General features: G+C 73.7%; 12 protein-coding genes. 9 read left to right on the forward strand and 3 right to left on the reverse strand.

Translation table 11 applies throughout. The features are described 5' to 3' along the window. A partial coding sequence (locus ABZ321_RS12420; RefSeq protein ID WP_354890948.1) for a nitronate monooxygenase occupies positions 1–511 on the reverse strand: 511 nt, incomplete at its 3' end. 95 nt (positions 512–606) lie between these two features. Between ABZ321_RS12420 and ABZ321_RS12425 the strand changes: the two genes are divergently transcribed. The 6 genes from ABZ321_RS12425 to ABZ321_RS12450 all read left to right on the forward strand — a co-directional run bounded on the left by ABZ321_RS12425 (position 607) and on the right by ABZ321_RS12450 (position 9650). Further along, complete coding sequence (locus tag ABZ321_RS12425; protein WP_344504645.1) at positions 607–1602, forward strand: LacI family DNA-binding transcriptional regulator; 996 nt, start codon at positions 607–609, stop codon at positions 1600–1602. A 268-nt stretch (positions 1603–1870) separates the two neighbouring features. Continuing rightward, complete coding sequence (locus ABZ321_RS12430; RefSeq protein WP_344504647.1) at positions 1871–3211, forward strand: extracellular solute-binding protein; 1341 nt, start codon at positions 1871–1873, stop codon at positions 3209–3211. Between the two features lie 2 nt (positions 3212–3213). Next, the gene (locus ABZ321_RS12435) at positions 3214–4137 is read left to right on the forward strand and encodes a sugar ABC transporter permease (RefSeq protein ID WP_344504648.1); all 924 of its coding nucleotides are present in this window, start codon (positions 3214–3216) and stop codon (positions 4135–4137) included. After that, positions 4137–5006, forward strand: coding sequence for a carbohydrate ABC transporter permease (locus tag ABZ321_RS12440; RefSeq protein WP_344504649.1), 870 nt, complete (start codon positions 4137–4139; stop codon positions 5004–5006). Before ABZ321_RS12435 ends, ABZ321_RS12440 begins: the two co-directional genes overlap by 1 nt. Before the next feature lie 35 nt (positions 5007–5041). Next, entirely contained in the window at positions 5042–7948 is a 2907-nt protein-coding gene (locus tag ABZ321_RS12445; protein WP_354890949.1) for a CBM35 domain-containing protein, read from the forward strand. Positions 7949–8081: 133 nt separating this feature from the next. Next, positions 8082–9650 (forward strand): glycoside hydrolase family 13 protein, encoded by a 1569-nt coding sequence (locus ABZ321_RS12450; RefSeq protein ID WP_354890950.1) that lies wholly within the window; start codon positions 8082–8084, stop codon positions 9648–9650. Between the two features lie 263 nt (positions 9651–9913). On the opposite strand, the gene ABZ321_RS12455 is transcribed toward ABZ321_RS12450, so the two are convergent. Continuing rightward, on the reverse strand, positions 9914–12565 hold the full coding sequence (locus tag ABZ321_RS12455) for an RNA repair domain-containing protein (RefSeq protein WP_354890951.1): 2652 nt from the start codon (positions 12563–12565) through the stop codon (positions 9914–9916). A gap of 116 nt (positions 12566–12681) precedes the next feature. Beyond that, positions 12682–13194 carry a GNAT family N-acetyltransferase gene (locus ABZ321_RS12460; protein ID WP_344504653.1) on the reverse strand — a complete coding sequence of 171 codons (513 nt, stop codon included), beginning with the start codon at positions 13192–13194 and terminating at the stop codon, positions 12682–12684. Between the two features lie 104 nt (positions 13195–13298). Between ABZ321_RS12460 and ABZ321_RS12465 the strand changes: the two genes are divergently transcribed. The 3 genes from ABZ321_RS12465 to ABZ321_RS12475 are packed head-to-tail and all read left to right on the forward strand — an operon-like array spanning position 13299 to position 19415. After that, entirely contained in the window at positions 13299–17465 is a 4167-nt protein-coding gene (locus ABZ321_RS12465) for an AAA family ATPase (protein ID WP_354890952.1), read from the forward strand. Between the two features lie 28 nt (positions 17466–17493). Beyond that, the gene (locus ABZ321_RS12470) at positions 17494–18753 is read left to right on the forward strand and encodes a sensor histidine kinase (RefSeq protein WP_354890953.1); all 1260 of its coding nucleotides are present in this window, start codon (positions 17494–17496) and stop codon (positions 18751–18753) included. Further along, a complete protein-coding gene (locus tag ABZ321_RS12475; protein WP_344504656.1) occupies positions 18750–19415 on the forward strand; it encodes a response regulator transcription factor in 666 nt (221 codons plus the stop codon). Before ABZ321_RS12470 ends, ABZ321_RS12475 begins: the two co-directional genes overlap by 4 nt. The last annotated feature ends 80 nt before the right edge of the window (positions 19416–19495 follow it).

The following is a 19495-nucleotide window of genomic DNA, read 5'->3' on the forward strand; positions in this document are numbered from 1 at the left end:
GGCCGCCCGCCGCGGGCGCCTGCACGACGAGCGCGTCGACGCCCGCCGCCGCGGCCGCGGCGGCCTCCGGCGGGGTGGTGACGGTCTGCAGGACGAGCGTGCCGGCGCGGCGCAGCGCGGCCACCGTGGACGGCGACGGGATGCCGAACGTGAAGCTGACCGCCGGGACCGGGTCGGTCAGCAGCAGGTCGAGCTTCTCCGCCCAGTGGTCGTCGTCGGCGCCGGCCGGCACCGCGGGCGCCAGGTCGTACACGGCGAACTCCGGCGCCAGCTCGTCCGCATACGCCGCCAGGTCCCCGACGGGACCCTCGGGCGGGGCGAAGAGGTTGACGCCGAACCAGCCGCCGCCAGCCCGGACGACAGCCCGGACGGCGGCGATCCGCGACGCCAGGGCCGCGGGGGTCAGGTAGCCGGCGGCGAGGAACCCGCCGCCGCACGCGGCGAGCAGTGCGGGGGTGCCGGCGCCGCCGGCCATCGGCGCGGCGAGGACCGGCCCGGGAATCGAGGTCACGTGCCAATGTAACAACTTTCGTGACTACCCTCAGTTGTGCAAGTCGTTGCAAGAGCGGATGGCGTTTTTGCATGACCGTTGGTTAGACTGCTGGCGTGGTCACGAGACTGTCGAAGGTCGCGAAGTACGCCGGCGTGAGCGAGGCGACGGTCAGCCGGGTGCTGCACGACAGGCCCGGGATCGCCGCCGCGACCAGGGATTCCGTGCTGACCGCGCTGGACGTGATGGGCTACCAGCGGCCGTTCCGGCACCGCAGCGAGATGGCCCGGCTGGTCGGCATGGTGCTGCCCGACTTGCACAACCCGATCTTCCCCGCTTACGCGGAGGCGATGGCCGGCGCGCTGTTCCGGCAAGGTCTGGTGCCGGTGCTGTGCACCCGGACCTCCGACGGCGTCTCCGAGGCGCACTACATCGAGATGCTGCTGGCCAGGCAGGTCGCGGGCATCGTGTTCGTCGCCGCGAGCTACGCCGACGCCGGGCCCGAGCAGGCCGAGGCGCTGCGGAAGCGCAAGCTGCCGCTGGTGCTGATCAACCCCGCGGACGAGAACCGGGACGTGCCGCGGGTCGGCGTCGACGACGCGATGGCCGTCGACCTGGCCCTGAGTCACCTGCAGAGCCTCGGCCACCAGCGGATCGGCCTGGTCGTCGGGCCCGGCGGGCACGTGCCGTCGGACCGGAAGGTCGCCGAGTTCCTGGCCCGGGTGAAGGGCCCGTCGCGCAAGCTGGTCGCCCGCACGATGTTCTCGATGGAGGGTGGTCAGGCGGCCACGAACGGCCTGCTCGCGCAGGATGCGACCGCGGTCGTGTGCGCCAGCGACGCCCTGGCGCTCGGCGCCATCCGCGCGGCCCGCAAGCAGGGCCTGGACGTGCCCGCCGACCTGTCGGTGATCGGGTTCGACGACTCGGCGTACATGGCCTACACCGACCCGCCGCTGACCACCCTGCGCCAGCCGATCGAGACGATCGGCGCGGCCGCGGTCACGTCGCTGGTGGCCCAGATCGACGGGCGCAAGGTCGCCCTCGACGAGCAGCTCTACGACCCGGAGCTCATCGTCCGCGACTCCACCGGGCCGGTGAAAAACCGGGTCTGACCTGCGGGAACAGCTACATTTGCAAGACTACGCAAGCGAAGTAGCGAGTTCTTGCATTGGATTGCAAGAAGCTATGGACTTTCTGATGTCCATGGCCCTACTCTCGTCTCCACGCGCCGGTGACAACGGCGCGGACCTCACACGTCGTGAGCGCATCGCGAGCGAGCGCGCCGCCAGCGCGTCGCGTCGCACGTGCGCCGCCAGCGCGTCGTGAGCGAGCAGCCACACCCCCTCGGGCCCGCCGCCCGCTCGTGGAGAGAGAGGCACCATGAAGCGCGTCGCCATAGCCGCCGCCCTGGCAGCATCACTATTTTTGACTGCATGCGGTGACAAGTCGGACGAGACGGAGGCGGCCGGCGGGCCGGTGACGATCACCGTCAACGGCATGCCCGCCGCCACCGACGAGTACAACCGGGCCAACTTCGAGAAGGACGTCAAGGACTTCGAGGCGAAGCACCCCAACATCAAGATCGACGCCAAAGAGGGTCAGATGGACCCGAAGACGTTCAGCGCCAAGCTCGCCGGTGGCCAGCTCGAGGACGTCTTCTACGTCTACTTCACCGACCCGCAGAACCTCATCGCGAAGAAGCAGGTCTCCGACATCACGCCGTACCTGGGCGAGGTGCCGGCGATCAAGGACGTCCGCCCCGTCCTGATGCAGGTCTTCAGCGACGCCAAGGGCAAGGTGTACGGGCTCCCGTCGGCCAACTACTCCCTCGGCCTGATCTACAACCGCACCCTGTTCCAGCAGGCCGGGCTCGACCCCGACAAGCCGCCGGCGACCTGGGCCGACGTCCGCGAGGCCGCCAGGAAGATCACCGCGCTCGGCAACGGCATCACCGGCTACGGCGACTTCAGCAAGAACAACACCGGCGGCTGGCACTTCACCGCCGAGCTGTACTCCGTCGGCGGCGACGTCGCGGTCAAGGACGGCGAGACCTGGAAGGCCGGCTTCAACAACGCCCAGGGCAAGCAGGTGCTGCAGCAGCTCAAGGACATGCGGTTCACGGACAAGTCGATGGCCGAGAAGCAGGCCCTCGAGTACGCCGACCTGCTGACCCACATGGCCTCCGGCAAGCTCGGCATGATGATCGGCGGCACCGGCGACCTGCCCAACATCGTCAACCAGTACAAGGGCAAGTACGAGGACTACGGCCTCGGCGTCATCCCCGACGGCAAGGCCACCCTCGGCGGCGGCGACGGCTACATGTTCAAGGCCGGCCTCTCGCCCGCGAAGATCAAGGCCGGCCTGCAATGGCTCGCGTTCCGCAAGCTCGACCCCGACCGCGTCGACGCCGACAAGGCCCTCGACAAGGAGAAGAACCAGCCGGTCGGCATCCCGGAGCCCAACATCTGGACCGGCGCGTCGGAGCAGAAGCTCATCGCCGCCAACACCAAGTACGCCAACGTCCCGGCCGCGAACTACAAGCCGTTCAACGCGGCCAGCTCCGGCGTCCCGCTGAAGGTCGAGCCGCCGAACGCGCAGCAGCTCTACGCCGTGCTCGACACCGCGATGCTGAAGGTCCTCACCGACCCGAACGCCAACATCGACCAGCTGCTCAAGGACGCCGAGACCCAGGCCAACCAGATCCTGGCGACAGTCAAGTAACGATGGCGACGATCACCCCGGTCCGTCCCGCGCCGCCTGTGAACAAGGCGCGGGACGGGCGGATCAAGCGCAGGATCGCCGACAACGCCACCGCGTACACGTTCCTGGCGGCGGGTCTGCTCTGCTTCGGCCTGTTCAGCTGGTGGCCGCTCATCAAGGGCATCATCCTCGCCTTTCAGCAGGACAACTTCGTCACCGAGCCGGAGTGGGTCGGCCTGAGCAACTTCCAGGCCGTGCTCGACGACCCGCTGTTCTGGACCGCGTGGAAGAACACGCTGTTCTTCACCGCCCTGGCGCTGGTGTTCGGCTACCTGGTCCCGTTCGCGGTGGCGATCGTCGTCCACGAGCTGCGCCACCTGAAGGGGTTCTTCCGCTTCGCCGTCTACCTGCCGGTGATGCTGCCCCCGATCGTCACGGTCATCCTGTGGCAGTACTTCTACGACCCCGGCAACGGGCTGTTCAACGCCGCCCTGTCGGCGCTGCACCTGCCCACCTCCGGATGGACGCAGTCACCCCGGATGGTGATGGTGTCGCTGGTACTGGTGAGCACCTGGGCCAACATGGGCGGCGCGACCATCATGTACCTCGCCGGCCTCGCCAGCATCCCGGGCGATCTCTACGAGGCCGCGGAGCTCGACGGCGCCGGCGTCTGGAAACGGATCCGGCACGTGACCCTGCCGCAGATGCGCTTCCTCCTGCTGGTCCTGCTCCTGCTGCAGATCGTCGCGACGATGCAGGTGTTCATCGAGCCCTACCAGCTGACGGGCACCACCAACCCCGACTCCATCACGGTGATGGTGCTCATCTACCGCTACGCGTTCACCGTCAACAACGACTTCGGCATGGCCGCCGCGATGAGCGTGCTGCTGTTCGTCGTGCTGGGCGCGTTCTCCGCCGTGTACCTGCGACTCACCCGGAAGTCCTGATGCGTTCTCTCGTCTCCGACAGCGAGCTGCGCCGCCACCCGGTGCTGTACCGGGTCGTGCTGCTCTCCCTCGCGGTGCTGTTCGTCGTGGTGTTCGTGTTCCCGCTGTACTGGATGGTCACCGGCGCCGTGAAGACGCCGGTGGAGCTGGCCCAGCCGGTGCCGACGGTCGTCCCGCACAGCTGGCACCCGGAGACGTACCTCGACGCGTGGCGGAAGCTCGACATCGGCCGCTACCTGCTCAACACGGCGTTCTACGCGCTCGGCGGCTGGCTCTTCCAGCTGATCGTCGACGTCGCCGCCGCGTACGCGCTGTCGAAGCTGCGCCCGCGCTTCGGCAAGCTGATCCTCGGCGGGATGCTGGCGAGCCTGATGCTGCCGGCGGCGGCGCTGCTCGTGCCGAGCTACCTGACCGTCGCCGACGTGCCGCTGCTGCACGTCAACCTGCTCAACACCCCGTGGGCGCTGTGGCTGCCCGGCGCGGCCAACGCGTTCAACATCTACGTCCTGAAGCGCTTCTTCGACCAGATCCCCGACGAGCTGCTCGACTCCGCCGGCATCGACGGCGCCGGGCGGCTGCGCATGCTCTGGCACGTGGTGCTGCCACTGTCCCGCCCGGTCCTCGCCGTGGTCTCGATCTTCGCGGTCATCGGCGCCTGGAAGGACTTCCTGTGGCCGCTGCTGGTGCTGCAGGACCCCGGCAGCCAGACGATCAGCGTCGCGCTGAGCCGGCTGGCGTTCAACGGCTACGTGACCCCCAACGAGATGTTCGCCGGCCTGGCCATCGCCAGCATCCCGATGGTGGTCGTGTTCGCCGTCTTCCAACGCAGCATCTTGAGCGGCCTGTCCGCGGGCGCGCTCAAAGGCTGAATACACCCCCCTTCCACCGCAAGGAGATCTTCACGATGCTCCGACGATCCCGCCTGCTCGCGATCGGGGCCGCCACCCTGGTCGCGGCGGCCTCCATCACCCTCGCCGCCACGATGCGTGCCGAGGCCGCCACCACCACCTACCAGGCCGAGTCCGCCGCGCTGAGCGGTGGCGCCACGGTCGCGACCGACCACAGCGGATACACCGGCTCCGGGTTCGTGGCCGGCTACGTCGACGGCAACCAGGGCCGGGCAGCCACCACCTTCACCGTCGGCGTCTCCGGCACGGCGCAGCGCACGCTCACCCTCCGCTACGCCAACGGCACGGGCTCCGCCAAGACCCTGTCACTGTACGTCAACGGCACCCGCGTCACCCAGGTGAGCCTCAACGCGACCGCCAACTGGGACAGCTGGGGCACCCGCGTCGACACGGTGTCGCTGAACAACGGCACCAACTCCGTCGCGTACCGGTTCGACAGCACCGACTCCGGCAACGTCAACCTCGACAGTCTCGTCGTCGCCGACGTCCCGGCGCCGCCCGCCGGCACCTACGAGGCCGAGTCGGCGGCCCTGTCCGGCGGCGCGACCGTCGCGACCGACCACAGTGGATACTCCGGCACCGGGTTCGTCGGCGGCTACACAGACGGCAACAAAGGCAGCGCCGCGACCACCTTCAGCGTCAGCCGGTCCGGTGCGGGCTCGTCGTCGCTGACCCTGCGCTACGCCAACGGCACAGGGTCGGCGATGACGCTCTCCCTGTACGTCAACGGCTCCCGTCTCACCCAGGTCTCGCTGCCCGCGACCGCCAACTGGGACACCTGGGGCACCCGAGCCGACACGGTGACCCTGAACAACGGGACCAACAGCGTCGCGTACCGCTTCGACGGCACCGACTCCGGCAACGTCAACCTCGACAACCTCGTCGTCGCGAGCGTCGCCACGTCGCCGACCCCGTCGACGTCCACCCCACCGGCGTCCGGCGGGGCCGAGCTGGAGACCGCGTTCCTGTCCGGCGGCGCCACCACGGCGACCTCGATCGGCGGGTACACCGGCACCGGCTACGCGACGGGCTTCACCGCCGTGGGTGCCCGGGTCATCCGTACCGTCAACGTCACCGACGCCGGCAACGCGGCCACCACCCTCCGGTACACCAACAGCACCGGCGGCACGAAGACGCTGTCCACCTACGCCAACGGCGTGAAGGTCGGCCAGATCTCGCTGACCGCAGGCAGCGGCTGGCTCACCGCGGCGCAGACCCTGCCGCTGCGGGCCGGGCTCAACCTGATCGGCTACCAGTACGACAGCGGCGACTCCGGCAACGTCGCCCTCGACAACGTCGCCGTCGCCGGCTCGACCGCCCTCGCCGCGCGCGGCGCGACCGTCGCGTACACCGAGTACGAGGCGGAGAACGGCAGCACCAACGGGGTTGTGCTCGGCCCCGACCGTGCCTATCTGACCGTCGCCGCGGAGGCGTCCGGCCGCCGGGCGGTCCGCCTCGACAACGCCGGCAAGTACGTGCAGTTCACGCTGACGAAGCCGACCAACTCCCTGGTCGTGCGGGCGTCGGTGCCCGACAACGCGGCCGGGACCGGCACCAGCGCCAACCTCGCCGTCTACGCCGGCGGCGCGAAGGTCAAGGACCTGCCGGTCAGCTCCACCTACAGCTGGGTGTACGGCGCCTACCCGTACAACAACAACCCCGCCGGTGGGGAGGCGCACCGCTTCTTCGACGAGTTCCGCACCACGCTGCCCAGCTACCCGGCCGGCACCGTGCTGAAGCTGCAGAACGACGGCGCCACCCCGATCACGGTCGACCTCGTCGACACCGAGGTCGTCGCGCCGGCGCTGGCCGCGCCGTCGAACTCGCTGTCCATCGTGGACTACGGCGCGGTCTCCGGCGGCGGCGACGACACCGGCGCGTTCAACTCGGCGGTCGCCGCGGCCAGGTCGCAGGGCAGGACGCTGTGGCTGCCGGCCGGCACCTGGGACATCACGTCCCGGATCAACGTCGACAACGTCACCGTCCGCGGCGCCGGCATGTGGCACACCACGGTCCGCGGCGCGAACGGCAAGGGCGGCTTCTTCGCCACCGGGCCGCGTGTCCAGCTCGCCGACTTCACGATCGCCGGTGACGTCCGGTACCGCGACGACACCAACTTCGACGCGGCCCTGGAAGGCAACTTCGGCACCGGCTCGCTGCTGCACAACCTGTGGATCGAGCACACGAAGGTCGGCCTGTGGGCGTCCAGCGGCACCGACGGCCTGTACGTCGCCGGGCTGCGCATCCGTGACACGTTCGCCGACGGCGTCAACCTCAACGGGGACCTGCGCAACACCCGCGTCGACCAGAGCGTCCTGCGCAACACCGGCGACGACGCGCTCGCCATGTGGTCCAACAGCGCCCCGGTCACCAACAGCGCGTTCACGTTCAACACCGCGCAGCTGCCGATGCTCGCCAACACCGCCGCCATCTACGGTGGCAACGGTAACCGGATCGAGGACAACCTGTTCTCCGACACGGTCTACGCCTCCTCCGGCATCGCGGTCAGCACGTGGCACGGCGCGCAGCCGTTCGCCGGCACCACGAGCGTGCAGCGCAACACGCTGACGCGCACCGGCGGGTACGAGCGCAACTGGGGCTCCTCGATCGGCGCCCTGTGGTTCTACGCCGAGGCCCGCGACATCACGGGAACGTTCACCGTCAAGGACGTCGACATCCTCGACAGCTCCTACCAGGGCCTGCTCATGACGTGGCAGCGCACCATCTCGGGCGTCACGTTCGACCACGTCAGGATCGCCGGCGCCGGCACGTACGGCATCGAGATCTCGGCGGCGGGTAGCGCGACCTTCAACTACGTCACGGTTTCCGGCGCCGCCTCGGGCGGCCTTCTGAACAACACCGGCTACACGCTCGTGCGTGGCCCGGGCAACTCCGGCTTCTAGCGCAGTCACCAGCTTCGGTGCGGCAGCGCCGTAGGCCGGCCGGGGGGTTCCCACCCCGGAGCCCCCCATGCGACGCTGCCGCGCCGCACTACAAGCAAACCGATCAACTGCCAACAGAAAGCGGGGACCTCCAGTGTCCACAGCAGACACCCGATGGTGGCGCGACGCGGCCATCTACCAGATCTACCCCCGGTCCTTCGCCGACCACAACGGCGACGGCGTGGGCGACCTGGCCGGGGTCCGGGCCCGCCTCGGGTATCTGCGGGACCTGGGGGTCGACGCGATCTGGTTCAGCCCGTGGTTCCCGTCCCCGATGGCGGACGCCGGCTACGACGTCGCGGACTACCGTGACATCGACCCGGCGTTCGGCACCCTGGACGAGGCCACGGCGCTGATCGGTGAGGCGCACGCCCTCGGCATCCGGATCATCATCGACGTCGTGCCCAACCACACGTCCGTCGCGCACGCCTGGTTCCAGCGGGCCCTCGTGGACCCGTCCTACCGGGACCGCTTCTGGTTCCGCGACGGTCGGGGTGACCTGCCCCCGAACGACTGGGGCTCCATCTTCGGCGGGCCCGCCTGGACGCAGGTCGCCGACGGGCAGTGGTACCTGCACATGTTCGACGCCGGCCAGCCCGACTTCAACTGGGACAACCCGATCGTCCGCGAGGAGTTCGAGGACATCCTGCGGTTCTGGTTCGACCGCGGCGTCGACGGCATCCGCATCGACTCCGCCGCGATGGTCGCCAAGGACCCGGCGCTGCCCGACTTCGACCCCGCGTCGCCGCCGGACCCGCACCCGTGGAACGACCGCGACGAGATCCACGACATCTACCGCGCCTGGCGCCGCGTCGCCGACAGCTACCCCGGCGGCCGCGCCCTCATCGGCGAAGTCTGGCTCGCCGACCCGCACCGCTTCGCGCAGTACCTGCGCCCGGACGAGCTGCACGCCGCGTTCAACTTCGACTTCCTCGGCTGCCCGTGGGACGGCAAGGCGCTGCGCCGCTGCGTCGACGAGACCCTCGACGCGCACGCCGCCGTCGGCGCGCCCGCCACCTGGGTGCTGTCCAACCACGACGTGACCCGCCACGTGACCCGCTACGGCCGGGCCGAGACCGGCTTCGAGCACCACCTGCGGCAGACCCGGCACCTCGCCCCGACCGACCTGGCCCTCGGCACCCGCCGCGCCCGCGCCGCCGCGCTGCTCACCCTGGCGCTGCCCGGCTCCGTCTACGTCTACCAGGGCGAGGAGCTCGGCCTGCCCGAGGTCGAGGACCTGCCGGCCGCGGCCCGCCAGGACCCGATCTTCGCCCGCACCGGCGGCGCCGACCCGGGCCGCGACGGCTGCCGCGTCCCGCTGCCGTGGTCGTCCCCACCGGCCGCGCCCGGCTGGCTCCCGCAGCCCGCCGGCTGGGCCGCGTACACCGTCGAGCGGCAGTCGTCCGACCCGTCGTCGATGCTCAGCCTGTACCGGCGGGCCCTCGCCGTCCGGCGCACGGAGCCCGGCCTCGGCGACGGCCCGATGGCGTGGCTGGACGCCCCGGCGGACGTGCTCGCCTTCACCCGCGAGGGCGGCTTCGCCTGCGTCGTCAACCTCTCCCAGACCCCGGCGCCGCTGCCACCCGGCACGGTCCTGCTCGCCAGCGGCCCCCTCGACGGCGACCTGCTGCCCCCGGACACGTCGGTCTGGCTGCGACTGTGACCCTTCCTGACAGCCGCCGCCGCGCGGCTGTGACGCTTCCCGATGTCGCCGCCGCGCGGCTGTGACGCTTCCCGGCGTCGCCGGCGCGCGGCTGTGACGCTTCCCGGCGTCGCCGTCGCGCGGGTGTGACCTGGACGTGCGCCGTCGCGCGGCGGTGACCTTGACGGGCGCCGCCGCGCCGGTGGCGCCCGTCGGACGGTCGGCCAGGAGCGCAGCTGCCGCAGCTCGTCGTGCGTCGGCCCGGCGGCCTCCGCGACGTGGCCCTACGCGGGCTGGACGAGGCGGGCGGGCAGGCCGGACTCGGCGACGGCCGCTCGCAGGGCGTCGGGGTCGCCGCCGTCGACGCCGAGGGCGGCGGCTCGGGGGTACGGACGGACCCTGGCGCCCGCGTCCTCCAGGGCGAGGACCAGGCCCAGAACGCGGCCCTCGACGTCGCCGGTGAGCAGGACCCGGCGCTCGTGGGACTGGGAGCCGCCGCGGCCCTCGAAGGCGTCCTGGAGCACGGCGGCGGTGGAGCGGGTCATCGTGCGGGTGGTGTTCACGCCCGGCGGGGCGGGGGAGTAGACAGGCCAGTAGGCGTGGCGCTCGCCGCGGCGGGGGCGGCGCGGGTGGCGGGCGCAGTGCCGCAGGAAGCCGGCGAGGTCGGTGACGTGGTGGGCGCGGGCCTCCGCGACCAGCACCGCCCAGGTGAACCCGCCGACGAGGCCCCACGCGGCGCCGTCGAGCTGGCGGGCGCGGGACCAGGCGCGGACCGCGGTGAGCAGCGACCGGAACGCGGGGTCCGCGGCGGGCAGCGCGTCGGCGTCGCGGATCGCGAGCACCGCCCGCAGGTCGGCGTCGTCGAGGGACCCGAGGTCGAGGTCCGACAGCGGGTCGACGGTGACCCGCTGCACGTCGACGCCGACGTCGGCGACCGTCGCACGGACGACGGGGACGACGGTGCCGGCGAGCCTGGCGCCTGGCAGGAGATCGGCGAGGTCGGCGAGGGCGCCGGTGGTCTGCCAGACGAGGTCCAGGTCGGTCGACGGGCCGCCGACGCCGAGCCGCACCGACCCGGCGACGTGCAGCCGCCCGCCCGGGTCGACGGCCGCGCAGGCCTCGGCGACCGCGTCGAGGGCGACCTGGTGCGAGGGCGACGGCAGGGCGCTCCACGCCGGCATGGGCGCCGCCGCGGAGGAGGGCGCGGGGGCTGGCGCAGGTCCTAAGGGCACGCTGCGCCGGACCTCGAAGGGTTCGTCGCCGCGCCGGCTGATCAGGTCGACCGCCGACACCGTGAACTCGACCGGGTGCCACGCCGCCTGCCAGCGCTCCACAGTGGACGCCACGTCGGGCCCGGTGAGCTTCGCGACCGTCAGGTGCGGCGTGAACCCGCCACGGCTGTCCTGCTCGGCGCAGCCCGGGAACCGTCGCGCCAGCGCCGCCTGCAGCTCCAGCAGGGGCTCGGCCGGGTCGGGCGCCAGCCACACCGTGGTGCTGCCGTGGTGCGCGAACGTGCGGAACCGCGACAGGCGGATCCGCAGCGGCCCGAGGCTGGCGACCGCCTCGCGCACCGCCCGCTCGGCCTCGGCGAACGAGGCGTCGGGGACGAAGCCGTACACCAGGTTGATGTGCGGCATCCAGCGCCGGAACGACGGGTCGTGCGCCGCACGGATCGCCTGCAGCGGCGCCCACACGGCGGGCGGCGGGCGCAGTACCAGCGCCGACGTGTGCACGGAAGCGGCGGTGACCACAGTGGACGGTGCCGCGTCCTGCAGCAGCGCGGTGACGCCGAAGTGGTCGGAGACGAACCGTTCGCCGTCGAACGGCCGGTCGCCGAACCGCTCCACGGCGAGGGGGACGAGCCCGCCCGGGGTGCCGGAGCGGATCAGGATCCGGTCCAGGCGCAGCGACCGCCCGGTGCGGGACGCGACCGCGGCAAGGGGGTTGACGGCGGGGTCGAACGTGAAGCCGGCGTCGTGCGGGTGCAGCGCCCGCCACGCGTCGGTGTAGCCGGCGACGTCGGGGCGGGTGTCGTCGCCGAAGTTGACGTCGGCGAGGACGACGGCGCCGCCGAGGTCGCCGCGGGAGAGCCGCTCGTCGATGATGCGCAGCTGGTGCTCCCGGCGCTGCTCCGCCCCGGCGGTGTGGTCACTGGTCAGGTGCGCGGCGACGAAACCGACCTGACGGCCGTTGAGGCCGACCTTGCCGACGATGGTCCGCTTGTACGTGCTGAGCCGGTGCACCTCGATCGTCATCGGCCACCGCGACAGCAGCACCGTGCCATAGCCGGCTTCCGGGTCCGGGCCGGCGGAGACGTGGTAGCCGGCGCGGACCCACGCGGCGTCCAGCAGCGCCTCCCACAGCGCCGCGGTGACCTCGTGCAGCGCGACGACGTCGGCGTCGAGGCCGGCCAGGAGCTCGACGCACGCGGGGATGCGCAGCCCCGGGTAGGTAAGGTCGCGGTCGTACGCATCGGAGAGCACGTTGAACGTGGCCACCTGCAGCGCGTCGGCCCGCACGTCGCCGGCGGGCCCGGCGGGGACCCACGCGCCGGTGGACGGGTCGAACCGCAGGCACGCGGACGCGTCGAACGCCACCTGCCGGCGCGGCCCAGCGGCGGGCCCAGCGGCGGGCCCAGCGGCAGCGGCGGGCACGGTGGACAGGTCCTCGGCGGGCGTGTCGCCGGTGCCGAAGACGAGGTCGATCCGCGCCTGCCGGTCCCAGACGACGCGGTTGCCGGCTTTCACGTACCGCACCCGGTGCCACGGCACGTCCCCGCCGGCGACGAACAGGGACAGCGGCGTCTCCCTGACCCCGGCGCCCCGCTCCTCGTAGCCGACCACGAACCGTGTCGCGTCGAGGGTCGCGTCGAACCGGATCCGGGACACGACATCCTGGACGGGGCGCAGGCCCGCGGTGCCACGCCCCTTCGCCATGCCCGGATCGTAGGCGCCGCCGGCAACCACCGGCCACCGGTTAACCGACCCGTCGGCGACGAGCGCGGCCTGCAGCCCGTCCGGCTGGCCCCCGTTCAAGCGTGCGTCCAGGCCGCTCAGCCGAGCCGGACCTCGACCGCCACCGTTGTGGCGGCCGGGGTCGCCGGGGTGGTGCGGGCGTCCGGGAACAGGCGGCCCAGCAGCCGCAGCATCGGGGTGTTGGCCGTGAGCACGTCCGCCTCGACGACGCGGTAGTCGAGGGCCTCCGCGACGGTCACCAGGTGCCGCAGCAGCGTCCGGCCGACGCCGCGGCCCTGCGCCGCGTCGACGACCTCGACGGCGACCCCGGCCCGGTCCGGCCCGGTCGCGACGAGATGACCGAGCCCCTCGGCGACCCACCCGGCGGGCCCGATCCGCTCGGCGACGAGCGTGATCCTGCGCCGGCCGTCCACAGCGGACAGTGCGGCCCGGTTCGCCGGGGTCAGGCTGGTCATCGCCGTGTGGTACCGCAGATACCTGGACCGCACCGACAGGCCGTCGAAGACGTCCTGCAACACGTCGACCTCCCCGCGGGCGAGGGGCCTGACCCGCAGGCGTCTGGCATCGGGGAGCGGAGTCACGTCGGGCATGCCCCCAGCATCGCGACCCGGACCGGTCCGGTGGATCCGTAGAACTACCGGCACCCGCCGGTAACCATGTGTCGGAAAGCCGCCCGGCCGCGATAGCATCCGCCGTGGACTCGGTGCTGGCGCGGGCCGTCGCGGCCCTGCACGTCGACGGTGACCTGCGCACCGCCCGGGCCCTCTTCGAGCAGGCATGGCAGGAGTCCCCGGGCGACCCGGAGGCCGCCCTCGGCCTCGCCGGCCTGTGGGTCCACGAGCACCGCGACGCCGCCGCTGCCGCCCTCCTCGACCATCGTCTCACCCAGGCCCTCGCGCTGGCCCGGGCCGGTGCGCCGGAGCCGCTGCGGCTGCGGCTGGAGGCGCGGGTCGCCGCGGAGGCCGGCTACCGCGACGGCGACCCGGGCGCGGTCCTCGCCGTCGCGGACGCGGCGCGGGCGCTCGGCGACCCGGTCGCGCTCGCCGAGGCGCTCAGCCTGGCCCACCACTGCCTGCTCGCCCCGGGGCAGGCCGCGACCCGGCAGCGCCTCGCGCGGGAGCTGCTCGGCGTCGCCGCCGGCACGGGCCGCCGCGGTGACCTGCTCATGGGCATGCTGTGGCACACGGTCGACCTGTTCCTCGCCGGTGACCTGCTGGCCGAGCGGCGGCTGACCGCGCTCACCGACGCGCTCGGCGAGCGTGACCACCTCGCGGTCGGGTACGTCGCCGCCGCCGTCCGGGTCATGCTCACCATCCGCGCCGGCCGGCTCGACCACGCCGAGTGGCTCGCCGCGGCCTGCGCCGACCGGGGGCGGGAGGCCGGCGACGAGGACACCGAGGGCTGGCACGGCGGGCAGCTCATGGCGATCCGCTGGTTCCAGGGCAGGATCGCGGAGCTGCTGCCGATGTTCGGCGACCTCGCCCACGCCGCGACGCTCAGCGCCATCGACCGGTCGCCCCTGGCCGGGCTCGCCGTCGCCGCGGCCGCCGCCGGTGACCGGGCCCGCGCCGCCGCCGTCCTCGCCCGGCTCCGCGGCGACGGGCTCGCGGCGCTGCCCCGCGGCAGCAGCTGGCTCGTCACCCTGTACGGCGTCGTCGAGGCCGCGAACCTGCTCGGCGACGCCGGTCTCGCCGCCGAGGCGGCCGTGCTGCTCGCCCCGCACGCCCGGCTGCCGATGACCGCGAGCCTCGCGATCGCCTGCTTCGGCGCCACCGAGCACGCCCTGGGCGTCGCCGCGCTCACCACCGGCGACGCGGACGCCGCCGTCGCGCACCTCCGGGTCGCGCTGCGCGACAACCAGGCGCTCGGGCACCGTCCCGCCGCGCTGCACTCGCGCCGCCGGCTCGCGGAGGCGCTGCTGCGCCGCGACCTGCCCGGCGACGCCGACGACGCCCGCGAGCAGCTGGACACCGCCGCCGCGGAGGCCGCCGACCTCGACGTCGCGCCCGCCGGCGACGAGATCCTCGGCCGTGACGCCGAGCGCGCGCGGCTGCTGCAGCTCGCGTCGGAGGCCCGCGACGGGCACAGCCGCGGCGTCGTCGTGCGCGGCGCGCCCGGCATCGGCAAGACCACCCTCCTGGACGATCTCGCCGTCTCCGCGCACGGTTTCCATGTCGTACGGGCGGCCGGCGTCGAATTCGAGGCAGACCTGCCGTTCGCGGCGCTCGCGGCGCTCACCCGCCCGCTGCTCGCGCTGCTGGACCAGCTGCCACCCCCGCAGGCCGCCGCGCTGCGAGCGGCGTTCGGGCTCGCCGACGACGCCGGGCCCACGACCGTGATGGTCGAGCGCTTCGCGGTCGGTGCCGCGACGCTGTCGCTGCTGGCCGCCGCCGCCGACGAACGCCCCCTGCTGTGCCTCGTCGACGACGCCCACTGGCTCGACCACTCGTCGGCGCAGGCGCTGCTGTTCGCGACCCGCAGGCTCCTCGCCGAGCGGGTCCTCATCGTGTACGCGACCCGGCCCGGCACCGGGTTCACCGCCCCGGGCACCGCCACCGTCGAGCTCGGCGGCCTGGACGGCGAGGCCGGTGCCGCGTTGCTGCGCCGCTGCGGGATCGGCTCCGCCGCAGTCGCCGAACGGATCCTCACCGCCACCGAAGGCAACCCCCTCGCGCTGCGCGAGCTCGCCGACGCCCTGTCCGACGACCAGCGGGCCGGCCGCAGCCCGCTGACGGAGCCGCTGCCGACGACGGACCGGATCGAGCGCGCGTTCACCGACCGGGTCGCCGCCCTCGCCGCCGGCGAGCAGGTCGCGCTGCTCGTCTGCGCGGCCGCCGGCACCGGCACCCCGGCGCTGCTCGCGCGGGCCCTCGCCGGGCTCGGCCTGCGGCCGTCGGCCCTGGACGCCGCGATCCGCGCCGGCCTGCTGGCCGAGACCGGCGACACGGTCCGCTTCCGCCACCCGCTGGTCCGCTCCGCCGTCTACCACCGGGCGCTGCCCGGCCAGCGCCGCGACGTCCACGCCGCGCTCGCCGGCGCGTGCGTCACCGCCGACGACGCCGACCGCCGCGCCTGGCACCTCTCGCTGTCCCTGGCCGGCCCCGACGACGCCGTCGCCGACGCCCTCGCCGAGACCGCGGGCCGGGCCCGCCGCCGCGGCGGCCTGGTCGCCGAGGCCACCGCGCTGGAGCGGGCCGCCGCCTTCACGGTCGACGCGGAGCCGCGCGGGGAGCGGCTCGCGAACGCCGCCCGCGCCTGGGTGAGCATCGGCGCCGTCGAGCACGCCGTCGCCCTCCTCGACGACGCGCTGCCCCTCGCCACCGGCGCCCACGGCCGCCTGGAGGTCCTGTCCGCCCGCGCCTACCTGGCCATGCTCCGCGGCGACGCCGAGGACGCCTTCGCCGCGATCGCCGCCGAGGTCGACCGCCTCGGCGCCGACCTCCCTCCAGACCTGGCGCTGCGGGCGGCGCGGACGCTGAGCCTCGCCATGAACGGGCCGAATCGCCGCCTCGACGTCGACGGGATGCTGCGGGTCTCCACCCGGGCCGCCGCCATCGCCGGCGACGTGGTGCCGCACCCGGACCTGCCGAAGATCTCGATCCGGCTGGCCCACTCCGGGGTCCTCGCCGCGCGGCCGGAGGAGGCGCTGCTCGCCCGCCGCTGCGTCGCCGCCTGCCTCCGCCACGCCGACGGCTCGGCGGCGGAGCTGGGGGAGGTGATCGGGTGGCTGGAGGACCACGGCACGGCGGCCCGGCTGTTCGACCACGACGTGGAAGGGGCGCGGCGGCTCGACGACGTGTCGCTGCTCGCGTACACGCTGCCGTTGCGGGCCAGGCTCAGGCTCCGGGCCGGGCGGGTCGCGGCCGCGTACGCCGACGCGCTCGAAGGCGTGGAGCTCGCCGAGACGATGGGCCTGCCGGTCAACACCGCCGAGGCGCTCACCGCCCTCGCCCAGGTCGAGGCCGTCGTCGGCCGGCACGACGACTGCGCCGGGCACGCGGCCGCCGCGCTCGCCCTCGCCCCCGGCCACCTGGCCGTGGAGGCCCACGCCAGGGCGGCGCTCGGCGTCGCCGCCCTCACCGCCGGCCGCCACGACGCCGCGGTCGCCGAGCTCGGCCGCGCCGACGACCTGCTGCGCGCCGGTGGGGTCGTGGAGCCCGCGTTCCTGCCGGTCGCCGCGGACCTCGCGGAGGCCCTGGTGAAGACCGGCCAGGCCCGCGCCGCGCACCTCGTCGCCGACCGGCTCGCCGCCGCGGCCGGGCTGCGGCGCCTGCCGGGCCTGACGGCGGTCGCGGCCAGGGTCTCGGCCCTCCTCGCCGACGACAGCGCCGCGTACGAGTCCGCCCTGACCGCCTTCGACACCACCGTCCCGCCACCTGGCGCCGCGCCGGGGTTCGCGCCGGATGCCGCGCCGGGCGCCTCGCCGGGGTTCGCGGTCGGCGGGCTGTTGCCGGTGGAGCTGGGGCGCACGCACCTCGCCTACGGGCAGTGGCTGCGCCGGGCGCGCCGCCGCGGGCCGGCCCGGGAGCAGCTGACCCGGGCGCTGGAGCTGTTCGCCGCGGCGGGCGCGGACGCGTTCGCCGAGCTGGCCCGCGCCGAGCTGGCCCCCTCCAGCACCCGCGCCACCGCTTCCGGGCCGGCCGCGGCCGCCGGGACCGAGCAGCTCACACCGCACGAGTGGCGGATCGCGTACGCCGCGGCCGAAGGGCGGACCAGCCGGGAGATCGCCGACCGGATCGTGCTGTCGGTCCGCACCGTCGACTACCACCTCGGCAACGTGTACCGGAAACTCGGCATCCGCTCCCGCCGCGAACTGATCCAGCTCCTCGGCGGCGCCGCCGTCAGCCCACCGCCACGGTGAGGCCGCGCCGCGCTGTTACGGTTTCGGGGTGCGGAGCGTGTGGAAGGTCGTGCTGCGGGACCTCCGCGCGTTCCTGATCGGCTCCGACCCGCCGGTGCGTCCCCGGACCCGGCTCGGCAGGTCCCTGCCGACGATCGGGGTCGTCGTCGCGATCCTGTGCGGGCTCGCCAGCTACGAGTACCTGCGCGGCAACGGCCCGCACGTCGGCTCCCTGTTCCTCGCCCTCGACGCCGCCCTCATCGTCGCCCCGATCGGGCTCGTCGCGACCCGGCCGCTGCTCGCGTGGCGGGTCGCGTGGCTCGTCGCCGTGTACACGTACCTGGCCGTCGACATCGACCAGGGCACCCCGTGGCCGTGGTCGCCGGTGCAGATGTTGTCGTATCCGGTGCTGCTCGCCGTCGTCGCGGTCCGGCACCGCCGCGGCGTCCTGGTCTGGGTCGGGCTGTCCGCGACGCTGCTCGTGGTCGGGACCGTCAGGTCCCAGAACATCGCCGGGCTGCTGCTCGCCGTCACCGCGATCCTCGTCATCGGCGACCAGGTCCGCCGCCGCCGGGAGGTGCAGGCCGCGCTCGCCCAGGAGGAGGAGCGCACCGAGCTCGCCCAGGCCCGCCGCGCCGTCGCCGAGGAGCGCAACCGGATCGCCCGCGAGATGCACGACGTCGTCGCCCACCACATGTCGCTCATCGCCGTGCGCGCCGAGACCGCCGTGTACCGCATCGACGGCGTCCCACCGGCGGTCGCCGAGGAGCTCGCCGCGATCGCCGGCACGTCCCGCGAGGCGCTGGTCGAGATGCGCCGCCTGCTCGGCGTGCTGCGCAGCACCGAGACGCCGCTCGTGGAGCCGCAGCCCGTCCTCGACGACCTCACCCGCCTCGTCCACGACGCCCGCGAGGCCGGCGTCGACGTCACGTTCGACCCGCTGCCGGGCGCGACGGTGCCGCCCGCGGTCGGGCTGGCCGCCTTCCGCATCGCCCAGGAGGCCCTCAGCAACGCCCGCCGCCACGCCGCCGGCGCGCCCGTCCACATCGCCCTCACCCTCGGCCCGTCGGCACTGGACCTGTCCGTGCGGAACACCGCCGGCGACCCGTCCTCCGGCGCTCGTTCCGGCGCGCCTTCCGGCGCGGGCTCCGGTGACGCTGGTGACGCGGGGGACTCCGGCGGGGAGCGGCACGGGCTGCTCGGCATGCGGGAGCGGGCCACCGCGATCGGCGGCACCTTCGAGGCCGGCCCCGACGCCGCCGGCGGCTACACCGTCCACGCCACCCTTCCCCTGGAGGTCACGCCGTGATCCGGGTCATGATCGTCGACGACCAGGCGATGGTCCGGCAGGGGTTCGCCGCCCTGCTCGCAGCCCAGACCGACCTCGTCGTCGTCGGCGACGCCCCCGACGGCGCCCAGGCCGTCACGATGGCCCGCGAGCACGCGCCCGACGTCGTCCTCATGGACATCCGCATGCCCGTCCTCGACGGCATCGAGGCCACCCGCCGCATCCTCGCCACCGCCCCCGGCACGCACCGCCCGAAGGTGGTCATCCTCACCACGTTCGACCTCGACGACTACGTCTTCGAGGCGCTGCGCGCCGGCGCGTCCGGCTTCCTGCTGAAGGACGCTCCCGCGGCGGAGCTCGTCAACGCCGTCCGGGTCGTCGCCGCCGGCGACGGCCTGCTCGCCCCGTCCGTGACCCGGCGGCTCATCGAGCAGTTCGCGGCCCGCCCGAAGCGCACCGGCCAGGAGCCCGGCCGGCTCGCCGCCCTCACCCCCCGCGAGACGGAGGTGCTGCGACTCGTCGCCCGCGGCCGCTCCAACGCGGAGATCGCCGAGGACCTCGTCGTCGCCGAGCAGACCGTGAAGACCCACGTCAGCCGCGTCCTCACGAAGCTCGACCTCCGCGACCGCGCCCAGGCCGTCGTCTTCGCCTACGAGACCGGCCTCGTCAGCGCCGGGGCGTAGGGTCGTCCCCGTAGTACCGGGGTACTACCCCCGGACGCCCGGCAGATGGTCCCGCAGAGTGACGATCCGCCCGTAGCCCC

Origin of the sequence: Dactylosporangium sp. NPDC006015 (assembly GCF_040614215.1) — a bacterium.
Lineage (GTDB): Bacteria > Actinomycetota > Actinomycetes > Mycobacteriales > Micromonosporaceae > Dactylosporangium > Dactylosporangium maewongense.

What these genes read in the sequence shown, in the direction of transcription:
- ABZ321_RS12430 (WP_344504647.1), top strand. Translation starts at nt 1,871, where the DNA reads ATGAAGCGCGTCGCCATAGCCGCCGCCCTGGCAGCATCACTATTTTTG.
- ABZ321_RS12440 (WP_344504649.1), top strand. Translation starts at nt 4,137, where the DNA reads ATGCGTTCTCTCGTCTCCGACAGCGAGCTGCGCCGCCACCCGGTGCTG.
- ABZ321_RS12455 (WP_354890951.1), bottom strand. Translation starts at nt 12,565, where the DNA reads ATGGCGAAGGGGCGTGGCACCGCGGGCCTGCGCCCCGTCCAGGATGTC.
- ABZ321_RS12460 (WP_344504653.1), bottom strand. Translation starts at nt 13,194, where the DNA reads ATGCCCGACGTGACTCCGCTCCCCGATGCCAGACGCCTGCGGGTCAGG.
- ABZ321_RS12445 (WP_354890949.1), top strand. Translation starts at nt 5,042, where the DNA reads ATGCTCCGACGATCCCGCCTGCTCGCGATCGGGGCCGCCACCCTGGTC.
- ABZ321_RS12435 (WP_344504648.1), top strand. Translation starts at nt 3,214, where the DNA reads ATGGCGACGATCACCCCGGTCCGTCCCGCGCCGCCTGTGAACAAGGCG.